The following is a 16,789-nucleotide window of genomic DNA, read 5'->3' as shown; positions in this document are numbered from 1 at the left end:
GGATTCGATGCGGCCTTTTTCGTGCCTGCTGGGGAAAAGTACGAAAAAGCGCGCCGTTTACTTCGTCGTCACCGGATCGTCGTTGAGCGTCTTGAGGAACGCGATGATGTCGCGGATATCGTCGTTCGTCATCGCCGGACGGTCGCCGAACTTGCGGTCGAACGGCGCATCGGTGATATCGACGTTCTTCTGCAGCGACACCGGAATGTCGTCGTACTTTTGCACCTTGCCGTCCGGGCCGCGCGGGTAGAACTTTCCCGGATCCGTGTTGCGATCGTTGTAGAACGCCATCACGTGGTCGAGGTCGTGGTAGATGCCGTTGTGGAAGAACACGGTGCGCGTGGCCGAGTTACGCAGCGTCGGCGTGAGGAACATCGCGCAGTATTGCGTCTGGTCCTTCAGGTCCTGGCGGAACGGCCCGCACACACCCAGATCGAAGAACTTCGGATCCTGGTTCTGCGCGAGCTTGCGATTGCGCGGCACGCCCAGCGCCTCGTACTGATAGTCGGTGAACATCGGCGGCAGACCGTCCTTGCCCGGCTTCGAAAGGTGGCAGCCCGCGCAGTTCGCCTTGTCCGGGTCGTTGAAGAGGCGCAGCCCGTGCAGTTCGGCCTGGCTCAGACGCGCGTGCCCTTCGAGCCAGCGGTCGTACTTGCTGTTGTACGGGTGGAACGACGGATCTTCCACCTGATAGCGCGAGATCGCGAACATCGCTTCGGAAACGGCGAGCTTCTTGTCGCTGAAGATGCGCGGGCCGAAGAGTTCGGTGAAACGCTTCGCGTACGGCAGTTTTTCGAGCTTCGCAGCCACGCTGTCGATGCTCGTGTTCGCCATTTCCACCGGGTTCAGCAGCGGACCATAGGCCTGCTGCTGGAGCGTGTCCACGCGGCCGTCCCAGAAAAGGCCGCCCTGCGGCACCATTTCGACCGAGGTCGAGGGGCCGCCCGCCGTCTTCTGCGACTTGACCACGTCGGCCGACGAAGCGGCGAGCTGCGCGACCGTGGGCGCGTCGTCGTTTTCGCCGGCGTCCGGCCCGATGCTGAAGTTGGGCTGGCGATACAGGTACATGAGCGAGGGCGGCGGACGATAGCCTTGCTGGCTCATCGCGAGGCCGCCCGACTGCACATCGAGGCCGTTCGGCGGACCGTATGCACGATCGGGGCTATGGCACGAGGCGCACGACTGCTGGCCGGAACCCGAGAGCGATTTGTCGTAAAAGAGCTCTTTGCCGAGCTGCGCCATGGCGGAAAGCGGCGCGACGGGCGGACGCTGGAGCACGACCGGGTGCGGATTCGCGCCGGTGAGATTTTCGACGATGAGGCCGACGGAATCGGGCACGTCGGCCGGATACGCGAGCGCGAAGGCGCCGAAGCCGAGCGCGGCCACGATGGCCACGAGCACGGCGCGCACCGCGATGCGCGCAGCCGAAGGCGTGCGGCGCGGCGCGGGGGAAGACGGAGAAGACGAAGAGGACGACGCGGAAAGCTCAGTCATGATGCGATCTTCTTGTGCGGAACGATATATGCAAAAAAGCCGTGCGAGCTACGCACGGCGTGAACCATCGCGGCGAGCCAGCCGGCGGCATGGCCAGCCGGTTCGCCATTTCAAGCAAGATCAGGTCGACGGCGGCGAGCTGACCTGCGTACCCTGGGTCGGGTCGAGGAACAGCACCGGGTTGTTGCCCGAGCCGCTGAAGTTGAAGAGCGCGCGCATGTCGCCTGCCGTGGCGTCGAACGAACCGCCGCCAAGACGCGAGCTGCCGAGCCAGTTGTCTTCGATGAAGCGCACGACCGAAGCCTGGTTGATGAACGTGTGGTCCACGTAGTTCGGCTTCGCCCACGGCGAGATCACGATGAACGGAATCCGCGTACCCGGGCCGCAACGGCCGTTGACCGGCGCGCCGGCAACACCCGTCGGCTGCGTGCCGCTGCCGCACACGCCGTTGCCGTTGAGCTGGTCGATCGTGTTCGACGACGACGTGACCGGTGCCATGTACTGGTGGTCGTACCAGCCGTCCGAATCGTCATAGGTCACGACGACGGCCGTGTTCTTCCAGTCCGGCTGCTGCATCAGGAAGTTCACCACCTTCGTCACGAACTGCTGCTCGTCGAGCGGATCCGAGTAGCCGGCGTGCGCGTCCTGAGCGGCCGGGGCCTTCAGGAAGCTGACCGACGGGAAGTTGCCGGCCTGCACGGCTGCGAAGAAGTCATCCGTGTCGTACTGGTGGTTCGCCGGTTCTGCCGTCTTGCCGTCCGATTCGAGGCTCGAGCCGATCGCGGCCGTCGAGCTCGGACGCGTGTGCTGCGGGTTCGCCGTGGACTTGAAGTACTGGAACCAGTTGTGGTGCGGCACGTAGTCGGCCGTCGCGGCGTTCACGGCCGTGGCGATCGTGCTGCGCTTGCAACCCGTCGTGCCGTTGCTGTTCACGGTCTGCAGGTTGAAGCCGCCCATGAAGCCGCCCCACGTGACGTTCTGCGCGTTAAGCAGGTCGCCGATGTTCTTGGCATTGATCATGCCCGTATCGGTCGTGCTCGAGCACAGGTCGTAACCCGGATCGACGTCGCCGATCAGGCCCAGACCGCCGGCGCCGTCTTCGATGAAGTACGACGCATTGGCGAGCGTCGAGATCTGCTTCGACGTGTTGACGATTTCGAAGCCGTTGGTCTGACCCGAGACCACTTCGAGCGCGCCCGGCGTGGACGGGCCGTAGGTGGCCGTCCAGGCGTTGTCGCTCATGGCGAACTTCTGCGCGTAGTTCCACAGCGCCGTCACGGTGTTGCCGTCGAAGTAGCCCATCACCTGGCCCTTCGTGCCGAACGCGCCTGCGCCGCCCGACGTGCCGCTACCCGTGAACTTCGGGAAGAGGTCGAGCGCGCCGTTGTCGCCTGCCTGCTGCTCCGCCGTGTACGCGTGGTTCTGGTCGGCGGTGGCGGCCTGGGTGCGGTCGAGACGGAACGGATTGGCTGCGCCCGTGCCGTTGGCCGTGTTGGTGAAGTTCGGGTTGGACGTGAGGAGCGAGCCCGAGAGACCATTCGGCGCTGCCGTGCCCGCAGCGGCCGTGAAGACCGGCTCGCCCGACGGATTCGTGGCGTTCGGGTAGGTCGCGAAGTAGTGGTCGAACGAGACGTTCTCGTTGTAGATCACGACGAGGTGCTTGATCGGCGTGGCGGTGGTCAGCGCGTCCTGCGCGGACACCTGAGCGGTGCTCGACCCCGAGTTCGAACTGCTTCCGCACGCGAAGAGCGCGGCGGCAAGGCCAGCGCACGGCACGGCGAGTAACACACGGCGATTCATGTTAAGTGGGCTCCATCGATTCTTCGAGTTGGTTTTTAGAGTCCTGCAAGACGCGACGAAAACGCGTGATCCATGTGGCCGCGTCAATCAGGGATTGCGCCAGACATCAGAGCGAGCGCATTACAGCATCGCAAGATGACTACATGGCGACCGTTTAATTTCTATTTCCTTTCTTAATATTTCGGTGGCAGAAAGGAAAAAAACTGATAGTGGCCGTTGCGCCCGCGAACGGGCGAGCTATAACGAAAATTGCAGTGCGGTCGTTCTCTGCGCGCTCCGCTCTCCTGCCCTCTTGCGACGCGCCGCACTGTGCCGCCCCCATTTGCGTGGGCGCGCAGCCCGTGAAGCCGTTTGCTAACACGTTCGGCAGCCTGGCCCTGCAGCCGGCATCCCGACTTTTCTTTCGAATGCGCGAGGCGCGGTGGCGCGCGCCTCGCGTGCGGCCGCCCATGCCGCGGACGACGCGCGCCATGCGGGCGGCGCTGGGAAGAAGGAGTGTTGAAATGAAGATCCGATTGGCGTTGACCGCCGTCTGCCTCGCGGCCGTGGCCGGCAGCATGCCCGGCACGGCGCAGGCGAAGGACGACACGTCCGTGCAGCAACGCGGGCATCAGAGCATGACCGACGATGCGAATGCGTCGGCCCAGGCCGAAACCGATATGTCGTATGGCGGGGTGCCCGATACGGGCAGCATGTCGGGCGGGCGCATGCACACGGGCAAGATGTGCTGGCCGCGCTCGCAATGCGAAGCGCCCGCTGGGCAGTGAGGTGGAGGTGTAGGTCGTCGACGGTGCTGTCTAAGCGTTTCTGACCGTTTCCAGGCGTTTCCGGCGGCTGTCATGCATCAGGGCATGCGGCCGCCGGACATTTCCATGGCGGCGAGTGAGCGGACTAAGCCTCGCTATACCCGGCCATAGCGAGCTATTCCAGCGCCCCCTGCAGCAACGGCGGCACGAGTCTGAGCGGTGCAAGCACATCGGCCTCGATGCCGTAGAGCGGCCCGAGCGTCTGCGCAACGTCGCGATAGTCCACGTGCGTGCCGCCCTCGTCGTCCTCCCACACCACGAGACGCAGCGGCAATTCGAGTGCCGCATGGGGGTTCGCGACCATCACCGGCGTGCCCGCTTTCGGATTGCCGAACAGGATGAGCCGCGTGCGGCGCAGTTCGAGCCCGGCGAGCGCGGCGGCCTCGCGCTGGTCCACGTCCGCGAACACGATGGCGCCGGCCGTGGCCAGCGCGGTCTTGAGCCGGGCGACGGTCGTGTCCATATCGTGGACGCTCACGAGCGTCAGCACGGATGAGGGGTGTTGCGGATGTCCGGTCATGGCGGAACTCCTTCGCAAGACGCCAGCGCCGGGCAGGCAGCCGTCGCGGCGCGCTGGATGCGTTGAGCGCGCATCCATCCCAACTGTAGCTCACGCGCGCCGCAATGCAACGCGCCGTCGTCACCCTGCCTTGCGGCGCTCGAAGAAGTCTCGCTGAAACAGGCACATGCGCAGCGCGTTGTGATACTTGCCGTTACCGAAGAATTCCTCGATCAGCTCGGCCTCGTGCTGGAAGCCGCACTTCTCGTAGACGTGGATCGCGGCCACGTTCGTGGTATCGACGATCAGATAGAGCTTGCGCAGGTTCAGCACCGCAAACGCGTAGTCGATCGCGAGCTGCGTGGCGCTTGTTGCATAGCCGCGGCCCTGCGCATGCGGCGCGATGATGATCTGGAATTCGCCGCGCCGATGGATGTAGTCGAGCTCGATCAGTTCGACGAGGCCGACGAGTTCATCCGCGCTGTCCACCGCAACGAAGCGGCGTTCGCGCTGGTCGTGCACGTGGCGGTCGTAGAGCTGCGAGAGCTCGGTGAAGGTTTCGTACGGTTCCTCGAACCAGTAGCGCATGATCTTGGCGTCGTTGTTCAGTTCATGCACGAATTTCAGGTCTTGCCGCTCGAGCGGGCGCAAGGTGAGGCGATTATCGCGTTCGACGGTCATAGCGGTTTCTCCTTTTGATTTTGCGCGTGCTCGTTGCCGAGCCGGTCGCCGGGCGCATCGTCGTTAGTCCCCGCGGGCGGCCCCGAGGTTCACGCCTGTCGCGCCGCTGCGGCGATACACCACGGCCGCCTAGACACTTCCCGCAAACCTTCCCCCAATCCGTACCGCTACACACCTCCATATCTGTACCGGTACTGTACAGTCACACCCCGCTACACTGACCCGGCATTCAACGTCTAACCGGAGTTTCCGCGCCATGCTGCCCGAACTGTTCAGCGCCCTGCCCGCCGGCATGCTTTTCGTCGTGGTCACGACCATCACGCCCGGCCCCAACAACACCATGCTGCTCGCCTCCGGCGTCAACTTCGGTTTTCGCCGCACGGTGCCGCACATTCTCGGCATCAGCTCGGGGGTGTTCGCGCTCATGCTCTGCGTAGGGTTCGGTCTTGGCGAAGCCTTCCGGCAGGTTCCGGTGCTCTTCACCGTGCTGGAAGCGGCGAGCGTCGCATATCTGCTCTATCTCGCCTGGAAGATCGGCACGTCGGGCGAACTGAAAATGAAGAAAGGCGAACACCGGCCCATGCGCTTTCACGAGGCCATAGCCTTCCAGTGGGTCAATCCGAAAGCCTGGATGATGGTGCTCACGGCCGCCACGACCATTCGCCTTTCCGCCGATTTCGGCGTCAACACCCTGGCCATGGCCGTGCTGTTCTATGTGATCGGGCTGCCCTGCATCTGCCTGTGGGCCGCTTTCGGCACCGGCGTGCGGCGCTTTCTCTCCAATCCGCAGCGGCTGCGCGCGTTCAACGTTGCGATGGCGCTCGCGCTCGTCGCCTCGATGTATCCGCTGGTCGCGCATCGGATCGCGCGCTGAGGCGCGGGCGCGGGCCTGCTCTGCCGGTCGCGTCTCTATCGCATCTATCGCACGCGGGCGATGAAGCGCCAGAGCGCGTCGTCCGTCGCGTACGGCGCGTTGAAGCGGAACCATGCGCTGGCCGCGTCGTCGGGCCGGAAGTAGGAGCCCGGCGCAAGCCAGATGCCGTCGGCGAGCGCCGCCGTGGCGATTTCTCCCGCACGGGCAGCCTCGAGCGGTAGCCTCGCCCAGATGAACAAGCCCGCCCGCGGCCGGTGGAAGACCTCGAGGCCGAGCGTATCGAGCCGGTCCTCGACGAGCGCATGCGCCGTCTTCAGGCGTTCGTTCACGAGTTCGACGTGGCGCGCGTAGCGCCCCTCCAGCAGCACCTTGTCGACGATGCGCTCGATCGTCTCCGACGAAGTGAGCCCCACGGCCATCTTCGCGCGCGCGAGTTCGCGCAGCACGTCGCGCTCCGCGACCACGTAGCCGCAGCGCAGCGAAGGCGTTACCGTCTTCGAGAATCCGCCCACGTACAGCACGCGCGAAAGCCCCTCCATTGCCGCGAAAAGCGGCGCGCCGGCGGGGGCGAGTTCGCGGCTCACGTCGTCTTCCACTACCCACATGCGCTGGCGCTCCGCGATCTGCAGGAGGCGAAACGCGTTCGCCATCGTGAAGGTGGCGCCCGTGGGGTTCTGCAGCGTCGTGTTCACGAAGATCGCTTTCGGCTGATGCGCGGCGGCCTGCTGTTCCAGCGCCTCGATGTCGAGTCCCGCCGCCGTGCGCGGCACGCCGTGCACCGTGAGGCCCGCGAGCTTGAGGATCTGCAGCAGGTTGCAGTAGCCGGGATCTTCCACCAGCACGGCGTCGCCGGGCCGCAGCAGGGTGCGCACGATCAGGTCGAGCGCCTGGGTCGCGCCCTGTGTGAGCAGCACGTTCGACATCTCCACCGGCAGCCCCTGGCGGTCGAGCTGCGCGGCAATGCGCTCGCGCAGCGGCGCGAAGCCATAGGGGTGGCCATAGTCGCCGAGGCGCACGGCCGGCACCCGGCTCGTCGCCCGCAGCGCGTGGTGGAGCCCGGTTTCGTTCACCCACTCGGCCGGCATCCAGCCGCAGCCTGCCTTGATGGGCACCGAGTGATCGGCGAACACGTCCGAGAGCAGCCAGGTAGCCGTGAGCGTGGGCGGTTGCCAGTGCGCCGGGCTCGCATTCGGGGCGGCCGCGCGCGGCGCCACCCGGTAGCCCGAACCGCGCCGCGCCACCACGAGTCCCATCGACACCAGCCGGTTATAGGCTTCCGTGACCGTATAGGTCGAAAGGCCGTGCTTCTGCGCCAGCTGCCGCACCGAGGGCAGCAGCGCGCCGCCGCGCAGCGACTGCCCCTCGATAGCCCGCGTGAAAGCGTTCACGAGCTGTTCAACGAGGGTAGACGCGGCGCGGCGGTCGCGCTCCAGTTCGAGTTCGATCATGGGAAACGGCGGCGCCCCGGGCGCCTGGTGGCCAATACAGTTGGAGGAGATCGTCCAGCACAGTTATCAGCGCAGTATAGAGACTGTCTATGCCGCCGTTCAAGTCGGAGCGCTACAGTTCCACTCAACCACTTGAGGAGGAGAACCCGTATGACTTCGCGCCCCGTCATCGACGATCTGTCGTCGTTCTGGATGCCGTTCACGGCCAACCGTCAGTTCAAGGCGGCGCCGCGCCTGCTCGAATCGGCCAAGGGCATGTATTACCGCACCTCCGACGGCCGCGAAGTGCTCGACGGCAGCGCGGGGCTCTGGTGCGTGAACGCGGGCCATGCACGCGACGAGATCGTTGCCGCCATCACCCAGCAAGCCGCCACGCTCGACTTCGCGCCCACCTTCCAGATGGCCCATCCGCTCGCCTTCGAAGCGGCCGCCAAAGTGGCCGAGCTGATGCCCGCCGGCCTCGATCGCATCTTCTTCACGAATTCGGGCTCGGAGTCGGTCGACACTGCGCTCAAGATCGCCCTCGCGTATCACCGCGCGCGCGGCGAAGGCCAGCGCACCAAACTGATCGGCCGCGAGCGCGGTTATCACGGCGTGGGCTTCGGCGGCATTTCGGTGGGCGGCATCGTATCCAACCGCAAGGCGTTCTCGGGCCAGCTGCTGCCGGCCATCGACCACCTCCCGCACACCCACAACCTCGAGCACAACGCCTTCACGAAGGGCCAGCCCGCCTGGGGCGCCCATCTGGCCGACGAACTCGAGCGTATCGTCGCGCTGCACGACGCTTCGACCATCGCCGCCGTGATCGTCGAGCCGGTGGCCGGCTCGACCGGCGTGCTGGTTCCGCCGCAGGGCTACCTGCAGCGCCTGCGCGAAATCTGCACGAAGCACGGCATCCTGCTGATTTTCGACGAAGTCATCACGGGCTTCGGCCGCCTCGGCAAGGCTACGGCGAGCGAGTACTTCGGCGTCACGCCCGACCTCATCACCATGGCCAAGGCGATCAACAACGCCGCCGTGCCGATGGGCGGCGTGGCGGCGAGCCGCACGATCCACGACACGATCGTGAACAGCGGCGTGCCGGGCGCCATCGAGCTGTTCCACGGCTACACCTATTCGGCTCACCCGCTTGCCGCGGCGGCCTGCGTGGCCACGCTCGACCTCTATCGCCGCGAAGGCCTGTTCGAGCGGGCGGCCAGCCTCGCGCCGAAGTTCGAAGCGGCAGCCCACGGCCTGCGCGACGCGAAGCACGTGAAGGACATCCGCAACCTCGGCCTCGTGGCTGGCGTCGAGCTCGAATCGCGCGACGGCGCACCGGGCGCGCGCGCCTACGAGGTGTTCCTCAAGTGCTTCGAGGCCGGCGTGCTGGTGCGCTTCACGGGCGACATCCTGGCCTTCTCGCCACCGCTCATCGTCAAGGAAGAGGAAATCGAGCGCCTCTTCGGCACCGTGCGCGACGCGCTCGCCACCGTGCAATAACGCCGCTGCGCGCCGGCTCCGGCGCGCCACGGTTGCGCTTGACCCACATGGCCCGGCAACGGGCCATTTTCTTTTTTGTGCGCCTGCAAAGCGCTAACCTCGGCGCGCGAAACGCCCCGTGAATGAACGCAACAGATGAGCACAACGAGCCTCAAGGGGGTATCTTTCGTCTATCGACGGATGCAATGTCGCCAAACGCCGCCCTCGCGCGGCTCGTGGAGAGAGTCCGATGAAAACGCCGATCCGCGTGGGGACGCATATCGAAGGCGTCCACTGGGTAGCCGAATACTTCGAGAACACGCGTGAAATCCGCGTGTTTCGCGAAGGCCAGGAAGTCGAGACATTCGATGCGCCCGCTTCGATGTTCGGCGAGGAACGCGAAGCGGGGTCCGCCAGCGACGCCGCACACCGCGCCGAAGAAGCCGCGCTCCTTGCCACGCTGCGCCGTTACGTCGCCGAAGGCGAGCCCGAAGAGTAAGCCGGCCGCGGGCGGCGCTCAGCCTTGCGCCGTGCCGTCTTCTTCGTGGAAGATGCGCTCGGCCAGATGGAACGCCGAGTTCGCCGCAGGCACGCCGCAGTAAATCGCGGTCTGCAGCAGCACTTCCTTGATTTCCTCGCGCGTGACGCCGTTGTTCTTCGCGGCGCGCAGGTGCAGCGCGAGTTCCTCGCTGCGATTGAGCGCCACCATCATCGCAATGGTGAGGAGGCTGCGCGTATGGCGCGGCATGCCTTCGCGCGTCCAGATCTCGCCCCACGCGTAGCGCGTGATGAGCGCCTGGAATTCCTCGGTGAGCTCCGTGCGGTTCGCAATCGAGCGATCGACGTGGGCATCGCCCAGCACCGTGCGCCGCACGGAAAGACCGGCTTCGTAACGCTCGTCTTCGGTCATCGCGCCTCCTGCAGAAAGTCGGCCACGGTTTTCGTGAACCGATCCGCGAGTTCGACGTTCGAGATATGCGAGGCGTCCAGTTCCACGTAGCGTGCGCCCGGCACCGACTCCGCCAGCGCGCGGCCCTGTGCGGGCGTCGCGGCGAGGTCGTGCGTGCCCGAGATCACGAGCGTCGGCGCCGTGATTGAGCGCGCTTCGCCGCGCAGGTCCGCTGCGTTGATGGCGTCGCAGTTCGAGGCATAACCTTCGTTGTCGGTGTGCACGAACACGTCGCGCGCCTGGGCGATCACAAGCGGGTTGCGCGCCATGAAGTCCGCCGTATACCAGCGCGGCAGCACGGCGTCGGCGAGCGCGAGCATCCCTTCACCGCGGGCCTTGGCCGCGCGCGGCACCCACACCTCGGGGGAGCCGATCTTTGCGGCCGTATTGCAGAGCACGAGGCGATCGATACGGTTCGCGTAGCGCGCGCCGAGACCCACGCCGGTCAGGCCGCCCATCGAAACACCCGCGAAATGCGCGCGCGCGATGCCCAGATGGTCCATCAGGCCGATCACGTCGCCCGTGAGCTGCTCGATCGTGTACGGTCCCGGCGGCACGTCCGAATGGCCGTGGCCGCGCGTGTCGTAGCGCAGCACGCGGAAATGCTTCGAGAATTCAGCCAGTTGCGGCGTCCACATCGACACGTCGCTGCCGAGCGAATTCGACAGGATCAGCCACGGCGCCGTGCTGTTCTGCGCTCCGTCGATGCGGTAGAACAGCTGCGTGTCGTTGACGGCTGCGTAGGGCATGCGGATTACTCCTCGTGAGTCTGCAATGAAGAAGGGGCGGCGGCGCGCGCATACGATGCGAGCACCGCGTCGACGAACGCGTGCGCTTCGCCCGCGTAGTTGGCCGGATCGAGCAGCGCAGCGAGGCGCGCGGCATCCAGGTGGCGCGTCACGGCGGGGTTTTCCGCCAGCACGTCGTGGAGCGTGCGGCCGGTCTGCACCGCGGTTTTCGAGGCGGCCTCGACGAGATGATGAGCGTCGAGCCGGCCGATGGCGTCGCCGAGCGCGAGCATGACCGCTTCGCCGAGAATCAGGCCGTGAGTGGCGTCGAGGTTGGCCGCGAGGCGTTCGGGCCGGACTTCGAGGCCCCCCGCGATCTGGCCGATGTGCGCGAGCGCGCCGCCCGCGAGGCGCGCGAGATCGGGCAGCGCGTCCCATTCGGCCTGCCAGCCGCCGAGCGCGCGCTCGTGCTCCTGCACCATGCCGCCGAACACCGTCGCGACGAGGCCCGGCGCCCGCGCCGCAGCGGTCAGCACGGCGGCGCAGCCTACCGGGTTGCGCTTGTGCGGCATGGTCGAGGAACCGCCCTTGCCCGCCGCCGCCGGTTCGGCCAGCTCGCCGACCTCGGTCTGCATCTGCAGCGAGATATCGCGGGCGATCTTGCCGAGCGTGCCGATCAGCATGCCGAAGAACGCCGCGGCTTCGGCAATGCGGTCGCGCTGGGTGTGCCACGGCAAGGTGGGCTGCGCGAGCGCCAGTTCCTTCGCGAGCGAGGCGCTCACGTCGGCTGCCGCCGTGCGCAAGCTCGCGAGCGTGCCGGCCGCGCCGCCGAACTGCAGCACCAGCGCTCGCGCGCGCAATGCCGCGAGCCGCTCGCGATGACGCAGCATCGCGTCGAGCCATTGCGCGAATTTCAGGCCAAGCGTGATGGGCAGCGCCTGCTGGAGCCACGTGCGGCCCACGGCGGGCGTCGAGCGATGCGTGCGCGCAAGCTCCGCCAGCGTGGCGCACAGCGCGTCGAGTTCGTGGGCGATCAGATCCAGCGCGTCGCGCAGTTGCAGCACGGTCGCCGTATCGATGATGTCCTGGCTCGTGGCGCCCCAATGCACGTACTTCGACGCTTCGGGATCGAGGTCCTTCACGCGCGCCGTGAGCTGCTTGACGAGCGGAATGGCCAGATTGCCGCCCAGCGCGGCGTCGCGCGCGAGCGCCTCGGCGTCGAGCTGCTCGGCCCGGCACGCCGCGGCGATCGCAGTCACTGCCGTTGCCGGAATCACGCCGTGCGCCGCCGATGCGCGTGCGAGCGCGGCCTCCACGTCGAGCATCCGCTGCAGCGTCGCGCGCGGCGACCAGATGGCGTTCATCGGCTCGGTGCCGCAGATCAGGCTCGTCAGGCGTTCAGTCATGGGGCGTGGGTGAGGGAAAAGCATCGCAGGCGCGGCGCCGGCAGCGGTTGCCGCCCGGCGTCGCGCCATCGGATGACACACCTCGCAAGCTTACGCCGCGCGGCGCTGTTGTGTCGCGTCGATCAGCGGCACGCCGGCCAGCTTCTGCAGCGCGTCGAAGTCGATGTCCGAATAGATCTCGCGCACGGCGAGTCCTTCGGGCGTCACGTCGAACGTGGCGAGATCGGTATAGATCCGGTCCACGCACTGCACGCCCGTCACGGGATACGAGCACTCGGCCACGAGCTTGCTTTCGCCCTGCTTCGTCAGGAGTTCCATCATCACGAACACCTGCTTCGCGCCGATGGCGAGATCCATCGCGCCGCCCACGGCGGGGATCGCATCCGGCGCGCCGGTATGCCAGTTCGCGAGATCGCCCTTGGCCGAGACCTGGAACGCGCCGAGCACGCAATAGTCGAGATGGCCGCCGCGCATCATCGCGAACGAATCCGCGTGATGGAAGTAGGCGCCGCCGGTGAGCAGCGTGACGTGCTGCTTGCCCGCGTTGATGAGTTCGTCGTCTTCCTCGCCGGGCGCCGGTGCCGGACCCATGCCGAGCAGGCCGTTTTCGCTGTGCAGGAAGATTTCCTTCTGCGGATCGAGGTGGTTGGCCACCAGCGTCGGCACGCCGATGCCGAGATTCACATACGCGCCTTCGGGAATGTCCGCGGCCACGCGCTGGGCCATTTCATCGCGATTCAACCGTTTCATTGCTTGTCTCCTCAGGCTGCCTGTCGGGCCTTTTGCACGACGTGCGCCGCTTGCGGCACCTCGACGACACGCTGCACGAAGATGCCCGGCGTGACGATCACTTCGGGATCGAGATCGCCGAGCGGCACCACGTCCGACACCTGGGCGATGGCGACCTTCGCGGCGCTCGCCATGATCGGGCCGAAGTTGCGCGCGGTCTTGCGATAGACGAGGTTGCCCCAGCGGTCGCCCTTGTAGGCCTTGATGAGCGCGAAGTCGGCATGAAGCGGCGACTCCAGCACGTAGTGGCGGCCGTCGATCAGGCGCGTTTCCTTGCCTTCGGCGAGCTTCGTGCCGTAGCCCGTGGGCGTGAAGAAGCCGCCGATGCCGGCGCCGGCCGCGCGGATGCGCTCGGCGAGGTTGCCCTGCGGCACCAGTTCGAGCTCGATCTCGCCAGCGCGGTAGAGCGCATCGAAGACGTACGAATCGGTCTGGCGCGGGAACGAGCAGATGATCTTGCGCACGCGCTTTGCCTTGAGCAGCGCGGCCAGACCCGTGTCGCCGTTGCCGGCGTTGTTGTTGACGATGGTGAGATCGCGCGCGCCCTGCTCGATGAGCGCGTCGATCAGTTCCGCCGGCATGCCTGCCGTGCCGAAGCCGCCGATCATCACCGTGGCGCCGTCGTGCACGTCGGCTACGGCGGCCTGAAGCGAGTCGAAAATCTTGTTGATCATGCCTCTTCCTGAAGACGGTGCGTCCGGCAGCCTGTGCCTGCCACTCGATCGCGAAAAGTTCTTTATACGAACACTGATTCGTTTAGCGAACGTATGGCGCATTATCGGAGTCGTTCCCGGCGCTTGTCAAGGCGTGAGGCCGGGCGCAGACGCCGTTCCGCGCGGCGGGCGGGTCATCGTTTTCCCGTACGCAGGGGCGTGCAGGCGCTTGTGCGTAGCCCTCGGCGCAATGCAAGGTATCGTGGAACCCGGGTTCTGCATTACTCTTTATCCGAATTCGATATAGTTCGCCGCTCAAGCCGCCGCGCCTTCGCCATGCAGGACCTCGACCTCAACCTGATTCCCTATCTCGTCGCCATGGAAGAGGCGCGCAACGTGAGCCGCGCCGCCGAACGGCTCGGCGTCAGCCAGCCGCGCGTGAGCACCGCGCTCGGCAAGCTGCGCGAGTATTTCGGCGACCCGCTCTTCGTGCGCACCTCGCGCGGCATGGAACCCACGCCGCGTGCGCTCGCACTGATCCCCGCCGCGCGCGACGCGCTGATCCGCATCGAGAAAGGCATGCTCGATGCCCAGGAATTCGATCCGGCCACCAGCACGCACACGTTCTCGATCGCGCTTTCCGACGTCGGCGAAATCGTCTTCCTGCCGCGCCTCCTGCAGCTCTTCGCCGAACGTGCGCCCAACGCCAATCTGCGCTCGGTCTCGCTGCCGCCGGGCCAGGTCGAGCGCGGGCTCGAATCGGGCGATATCGATCTGGCCGTGGGCTACTTTCCCGACCTCGGCGGCAACAACTTCTTCCAGCAGCGGCTCTTCACGCACCGCTTCATCTGCATGATGCGCAGCGGCCATCCGCTCGCCGGCAAGCCGATCACGCTCGAGCAGTTCCTGACGATGGGGCATGCCGTGGTGCGCGCCGAGGGCCGCAGCCAGGAAGTGCTGGAGCAGTTCCTCGAGAAAAAGCGGCTGCGCCGGCGCGCCGTGCTCGAAACGCCCCACTTCATGAGCTTGCCGTTCATCCTCGCGCGCACTGACCTGATCGCGACCGTGCCGCACGCCATCGGCTATGCGTATGTGGCCGAGCACGCCTCGATCACGCTCGTCGAGCCGCCGCTCGCCTTGCCGCATTTCGATCTCAGGCAGCACTGGCATCGCAAGTATCACAACGGCGCGCGCGCCGCCTGGCTGCGCAGCGTGGTGGCCGAGCTTTTCAACGACGCCCTCGACGAGTGGCCGAAGCCCGCCGTGCCCGTGCCGCGCGGGCGCGTCTGAATCATGGAACAATGCGCATTCGTGGTACGTGGCGCGCGGCGCACGGCCACATGACAGGAGCCGATGCATGAGCGACGGGAAGCACGCTGGAAAAGCGAAGAAGATCAAATCTCAACCGGAACGGGCGGCCGCGAGCGAGCCGGCGCGTGTGACGCATCCGGCGCGCCCCTCGCGCGCCGAAGCCGAAGACGCCGTGCGCATACTGTTGCGCTGGGCCGGCGACAACCCTTCGCGCGAAGGCCTGATCGATACGCCGGCGCGCGTGGTGCGCGCCTATGAGGAATTCTTCGCGGGCTACGACGTGGATCCGCGCGAGATCCTCTCGCGCACGTTTTCGGAAGTGGACGGCTACGACGAAATGATCGTGCTGAAGGACATCCGCTTCGAGAGCTACTGCGAGCACCACATGGTGCCGATCATCGGCCGCGCGCACGTGGCGTATCTGCCCGAGCATCGCGTGGTGGGCATCTCCAAGCTCGCGCGGCTCGTGGATGCCTTCGCCAAGCGCCTGCAGATCCAGGAAAAGATGACGGCGCAGATCGCCGATACGCTCAACGAGGTGCTGCAACCGAAGGGGGTCGGCGTGATCCTCGAAGCGTCGCACCAATGCATGTCCACGCGCGGGGTGCACAAGGCGGGCGTGGAAATGGTCACCTCGCGCATGCTGGGCACGTTCCGCACGGACCCGTCCACGCGCCGCGAATTTCTCGCGATCGTCGGCAACCCGGTGGCGATGAGCATCGCCAACACCTGAGCGCGGCTACCGCAGGATGCCTTCTGCGGCATCCTGCGTTGCTGCCCTGACTTCAGGCCCCTTCGGCGCCACGCTCGATCTCGCGGATCTTGCCCTGGCGCACGCTGCTGCCCGGCGGCACGCTATGCGTGAGCCACACGTTGCCGCCGATCACCGAACCGCGCCCGATCGTCACGCGCCCGAGTATGGTTGCGCCCGCATAGATCACCACGTCGTCCTCGACGACCGGGTGGCGCGCATTGCCCTTCACCAGCGTACCGTCGAGATCGGCGGCGAAGCTCTTCGCGCCGAGCGTCACGGCCTGATAGACGCGCACGCGCTCGCCGATGATCGCCGTCTCGCCGATCACAACGCCCGTGCCGTGGTCGATGAAGAAACTCGAGCCGATCTGCGCGCCGGGGTGAATGTCGATACCGGTCAGCGAATGGGCGATCTCGTTGATGAAGCGCGCGAGCAGCGGCACGCCCAGCCGGTGCAGTGCGTGGGCGAGCCGGTGATGCGTCATAGCCCAGACGCCGGGATAGCACAGCAGGATCTCGGTGATGTGCTGGGCGGCCGGGTCGCCCGTGAAGGCGGCCTGAATGTCGCTTACGAGCAGCGCGCGGATGGCGGGCAACTGGCGGCCGAACTCGCGGGCCACCTCGAATGCGCGCGCACGCAACGTTTCGTCGCTGGCTTCGGCGTTCTCCGGCAAGAAGCGCAGCGCGCGGCGTATCTGCTCCGCCAGCAGGCGCAGCGTGCTTTCGAGCGTATGGCCGACGTAATAGTCGACGCTCTCGTCGGTGAGATCGGGCGCGCCGTAATGCGTGGGGAACAGCGCGGCGCGCAGGCCCGTCACGATGTTGACGACGGCATCGCGCGAAGGCAACTCGCGGATCCCGAGCGGATGGCGCGTGCGATGCAGTTCTTCGCGCGACGCGCGCAGGTCGGCAACGATCTGTTCGAGGCCCCAGTCGGGGGAAGCGGCATTGGACATGGTAAAGCGTGCGCAGCGGCGCGGGCCGCCGGTAAGGTGTACAGACCCCGGAGATTACCGCGTTTTGGGCGAGTTCGCCGAAGCCCCTCGGCACGCCGCACCACGCGCGAGCGCGGCTCGACGGCCGCCGGGCGGCGCGGCGGCATCTTGGACAACCGGATCAGGAAAATCGCACAGGGAAGCG

At 66.4% G+C, this 16,789-nt stretch carries 17 protein-coding genes; 6 read left to right on the top strand and 11 right to left on the bottom strand.

The features are described 5' to 3' along the window. Positions 1-57: 57 nt before the first annotated feature. Together U5760_RS28480 and U5760_RS28475 are read right to left on the bottom strand one after the other, a co-directional pair. Entirely contained in the window at positions 58-1,494 is a 1,437-nt protein-coding gene (locus tag U5760_RS28480; RefSeq protein WP_322015653.1) for a cytochrome-c peroxidase, read from the bottom strand. A 120-nt stretch (positions 1,495-1,614) separates the two neighbouring features. Continuing rightward, positions 1,615-3,294, bottom strand: coding sequence for an alkaline phosphatase family protein (locus U5760_RS28475; RefSeq protein ID WP_322015652.1), 1,680 nt, complete (start codon positions 3,292-3,294; stop codon positions 1,615-1,617). A gap of 503 nt (positions 3,295-3,797) precedes the next feature. Between U5760_RS28475 and U5760_RS28470 the strand changes: the two genes are divergently transcribed. Further along, positions 3,798-4,061, top strand: coding sequence for a hypothetical protein (locus U5760_RS28470; protein ID WP_322015651.1), 264 nt, complete (start codon positions 3,798-3,800; stop codon positions 4,059-4,061). Positions 4,062-4,215: 154 nt separating this feature from the next. On the opposite strand, the gene U5760_RS28465 is transcribed toward U5760_RS28470, so the two are convergent. Then, positions 4,216-4,620: a DUF302 domain-containing protein gene (locus U5760_RS28465; RefSeq protein WP_322015650.1), complete on the bottom strand. Its 405-nt coding sequence runs from the start codon at positions 4,618-4,620 to the stop codon at positions 4,216-4,218. Between the two features lie 120 nt (positions 4,621-4,740). Beyond that, positions 4,741-5,280, bottom strand: a complete 540-nt coding sequence (gene speG, locus U5760_RS28460; protein ID WP_322015649.1) for a spermidine N1-acetyltransferase — start codon at positions 5,278-5,280, stop codon at positions 4,741-4,743. A 256-nt stretch (positions 5,281-5,536) separates the two neighbouring features. Here speG and U5760_RS28455 point away from each other — a divergent pair, with 256 nt between their 5' ends. After that, complete coding sequence (locus U5760_RS28455; RefSeq protein WP_322015648.1) at positions 5,537-6,154, top strand: LysE family translocator; 618 nt, start codon at positions 5,537-5,539, stop codon at positions 6,152-6,154. Positions 6,155-6,198: 44 nt separating this feature from the next. Here U5760_RS28455 and U5760_RS28450 read toward each other — a convergent pair whose 3' ends face one another. Next, a complete protein-coding gene (locus U5760_RS28450) occupies positions 6,199-7,602 on the bottom strand; it encodes a PLP-dependent aminotransferase family protein (protein WP_322015647.1) in 1,404 nt (467 codons plus the stop codon). A gap of 150 nt (positions 7,603-7,752) precedes the next feature. On the opposite strand from U5760_RS28450, the gene U5760_RS28445 reads away from it, so the two are divergent. Together U5760_RS28445 and U5760_RS28440 are read left to right on the top strand one after the other, a co-directional pair. Further along, positions 7,753-9,081 (top strand): aspartate aminotransferase family protein, encoded by a 1,329-nt coding sequence (locus U5760_RS28445; protein WP_322015646.1) that lies wholly within the window; start codon positions 7,753-7,755, stop codon positions 9,079-9,081. A gap of 229 nt (positions 9,082-9,310) precedes the next feature. Then, positions 9,311-9,559: a hypothetical protein gene (locus U5760_RS28440; RefSeq protein WP_322015645.1), complete on the top strand. Its 249-nt coding sequence runs from the start codon at positions 9,311-9,313 to the stop codon at positions 9,557-9,559. Between the two features lie 18 nt (positions 9,560-9,577). On the opposite strand, the gene pcaC is transcribed toward U5760_RS28440, so the two are convergent. The 5 genes from pcaC to U5760_RS28415 form a co-directional block, all read right to left on the bottom strand. Next, the gene (gene pcaC, locus U5760_RS28435) at positions 9,578-9,970 is read right to left on the bottom strand and encodes a 4-carboxymuconolactone decarboxylase (protein ID WP_322015644.1); all 393 of its coding nucleotides are present in this window, start codon (positions 9,968-9,970) and stop codon (positions 9,578-9,580) included. Beyond that, positions 9,967-10,758 (bottom strand): 3-oxoadipate enol-lactonase, encoded by a 792-nt coding sequence (pcaD, locus tag U5760_RS28430; protein WP_322015643.1) that lies wholly within the window; start codon positions 10,756-10,758, stop codon positions 9,967-9,969. Before pcaD ends, pcaC begins: the two co-directional genes overlap by 4 nt. Before the next feature lie 5 nt (positions 10,759-10,763). Continuing rightward, positions 10,764-12,143, bottom strand: coding sequence for a 3-carboxy-cis,cis-muconate cycloisomerase (locus tag U5760_RS28425; RefSeq protein ID WP_322015642.1), 1,380 nt, complete (start codon positions 12,141-12,143; stop codon positions 10,764-10,766). Positions 12,144-12,233: 90 nt separating this feature from the next. Next, complete coding sequence (locus tag U5760_RS28420) at positions 12,234-12,893, bottom strand: 3-oxoacid CoA-transferase subunit B (RefSeq protein WP_322015641.1); 660 nt, start codon at positions 12,891-12,893, stop codon at positions 12,234-12,236. Between the two features lie 11 nt (positions 12,894-12,904). Further along, complete coding sequence (locus tag U5760_RS28415) at positions 12,905-13,606, bottom strand: 3-oxoacid CoA-transferase subunit A (RefSeq protein WP_322015640.1); 702 nt, start codon at positions 13,604-13,606, stop codon at positions 12,905-12,907. Between the two features lie 315 nt (positions 13,607-13,921). Here U5760_RS28415 and U5760_RS28410 point away from each other — a divergent pair, with 315 nt between their 5' ends. Both U5760_RS28410 and folE read left to right on the top strand, forming a co-directional pair. After that, positions 13,922-14,875: a LysR family transcriptional regulator gene (locus U5760_RS28410; protein ID WP_322015639.1), complete on the top strand. Its 954-nt coding sequence runs from the start codon at positions 13,922-13,924 to the stop codon at positions 14,873-14,875. Between the two features lie 67 nt (positions 14,876-14,942). Next, positions 14,943-15,629 (top strand): GTP cyclohydrolase I FolE, encoded by a 687-nt coding sequence (gene folE / locus U5760_RS28405; RefSeq protein WP_322015638.1) that lies wholly within the window; start codon positions 14,943-14,945, stop codon positions 15,627-15,629. A 52-nt stretch (positions 15,630-15,681) separates the two neighbouring features. Here folE and epsC read toward each other — a convergent pair whose 3' ends face one another. Further along, on the bottom strand, positions 15,682-16,605 hold the full coding sequence (gene epsC / locus U5760_RS28400) for a serine O-acetyltransferase EpsC (RefSeq protein WP_322015637.1): 924 nt from the start codon (positions 16,603-16,605) through the stop codon (positions 15,682-15,684). Between the last annotated feature and the right edge of the window lie 184 nt (positions 16,606-16,789).

The sequence above is a fragment of the Paraburkholderia sp. J12 genome (assembly GCF_905220215.1).
Classification (GTDB): Bacteria; Pseudomonadota; Gammaproteobacteria; order Burkholderiales; family Burkholderiaceae; genus Paraburkholderia.
Note: the sequence above shows the minus strand (reverse complement) of the source record. Positions and strands in the feature narration are given on the sequence as shown.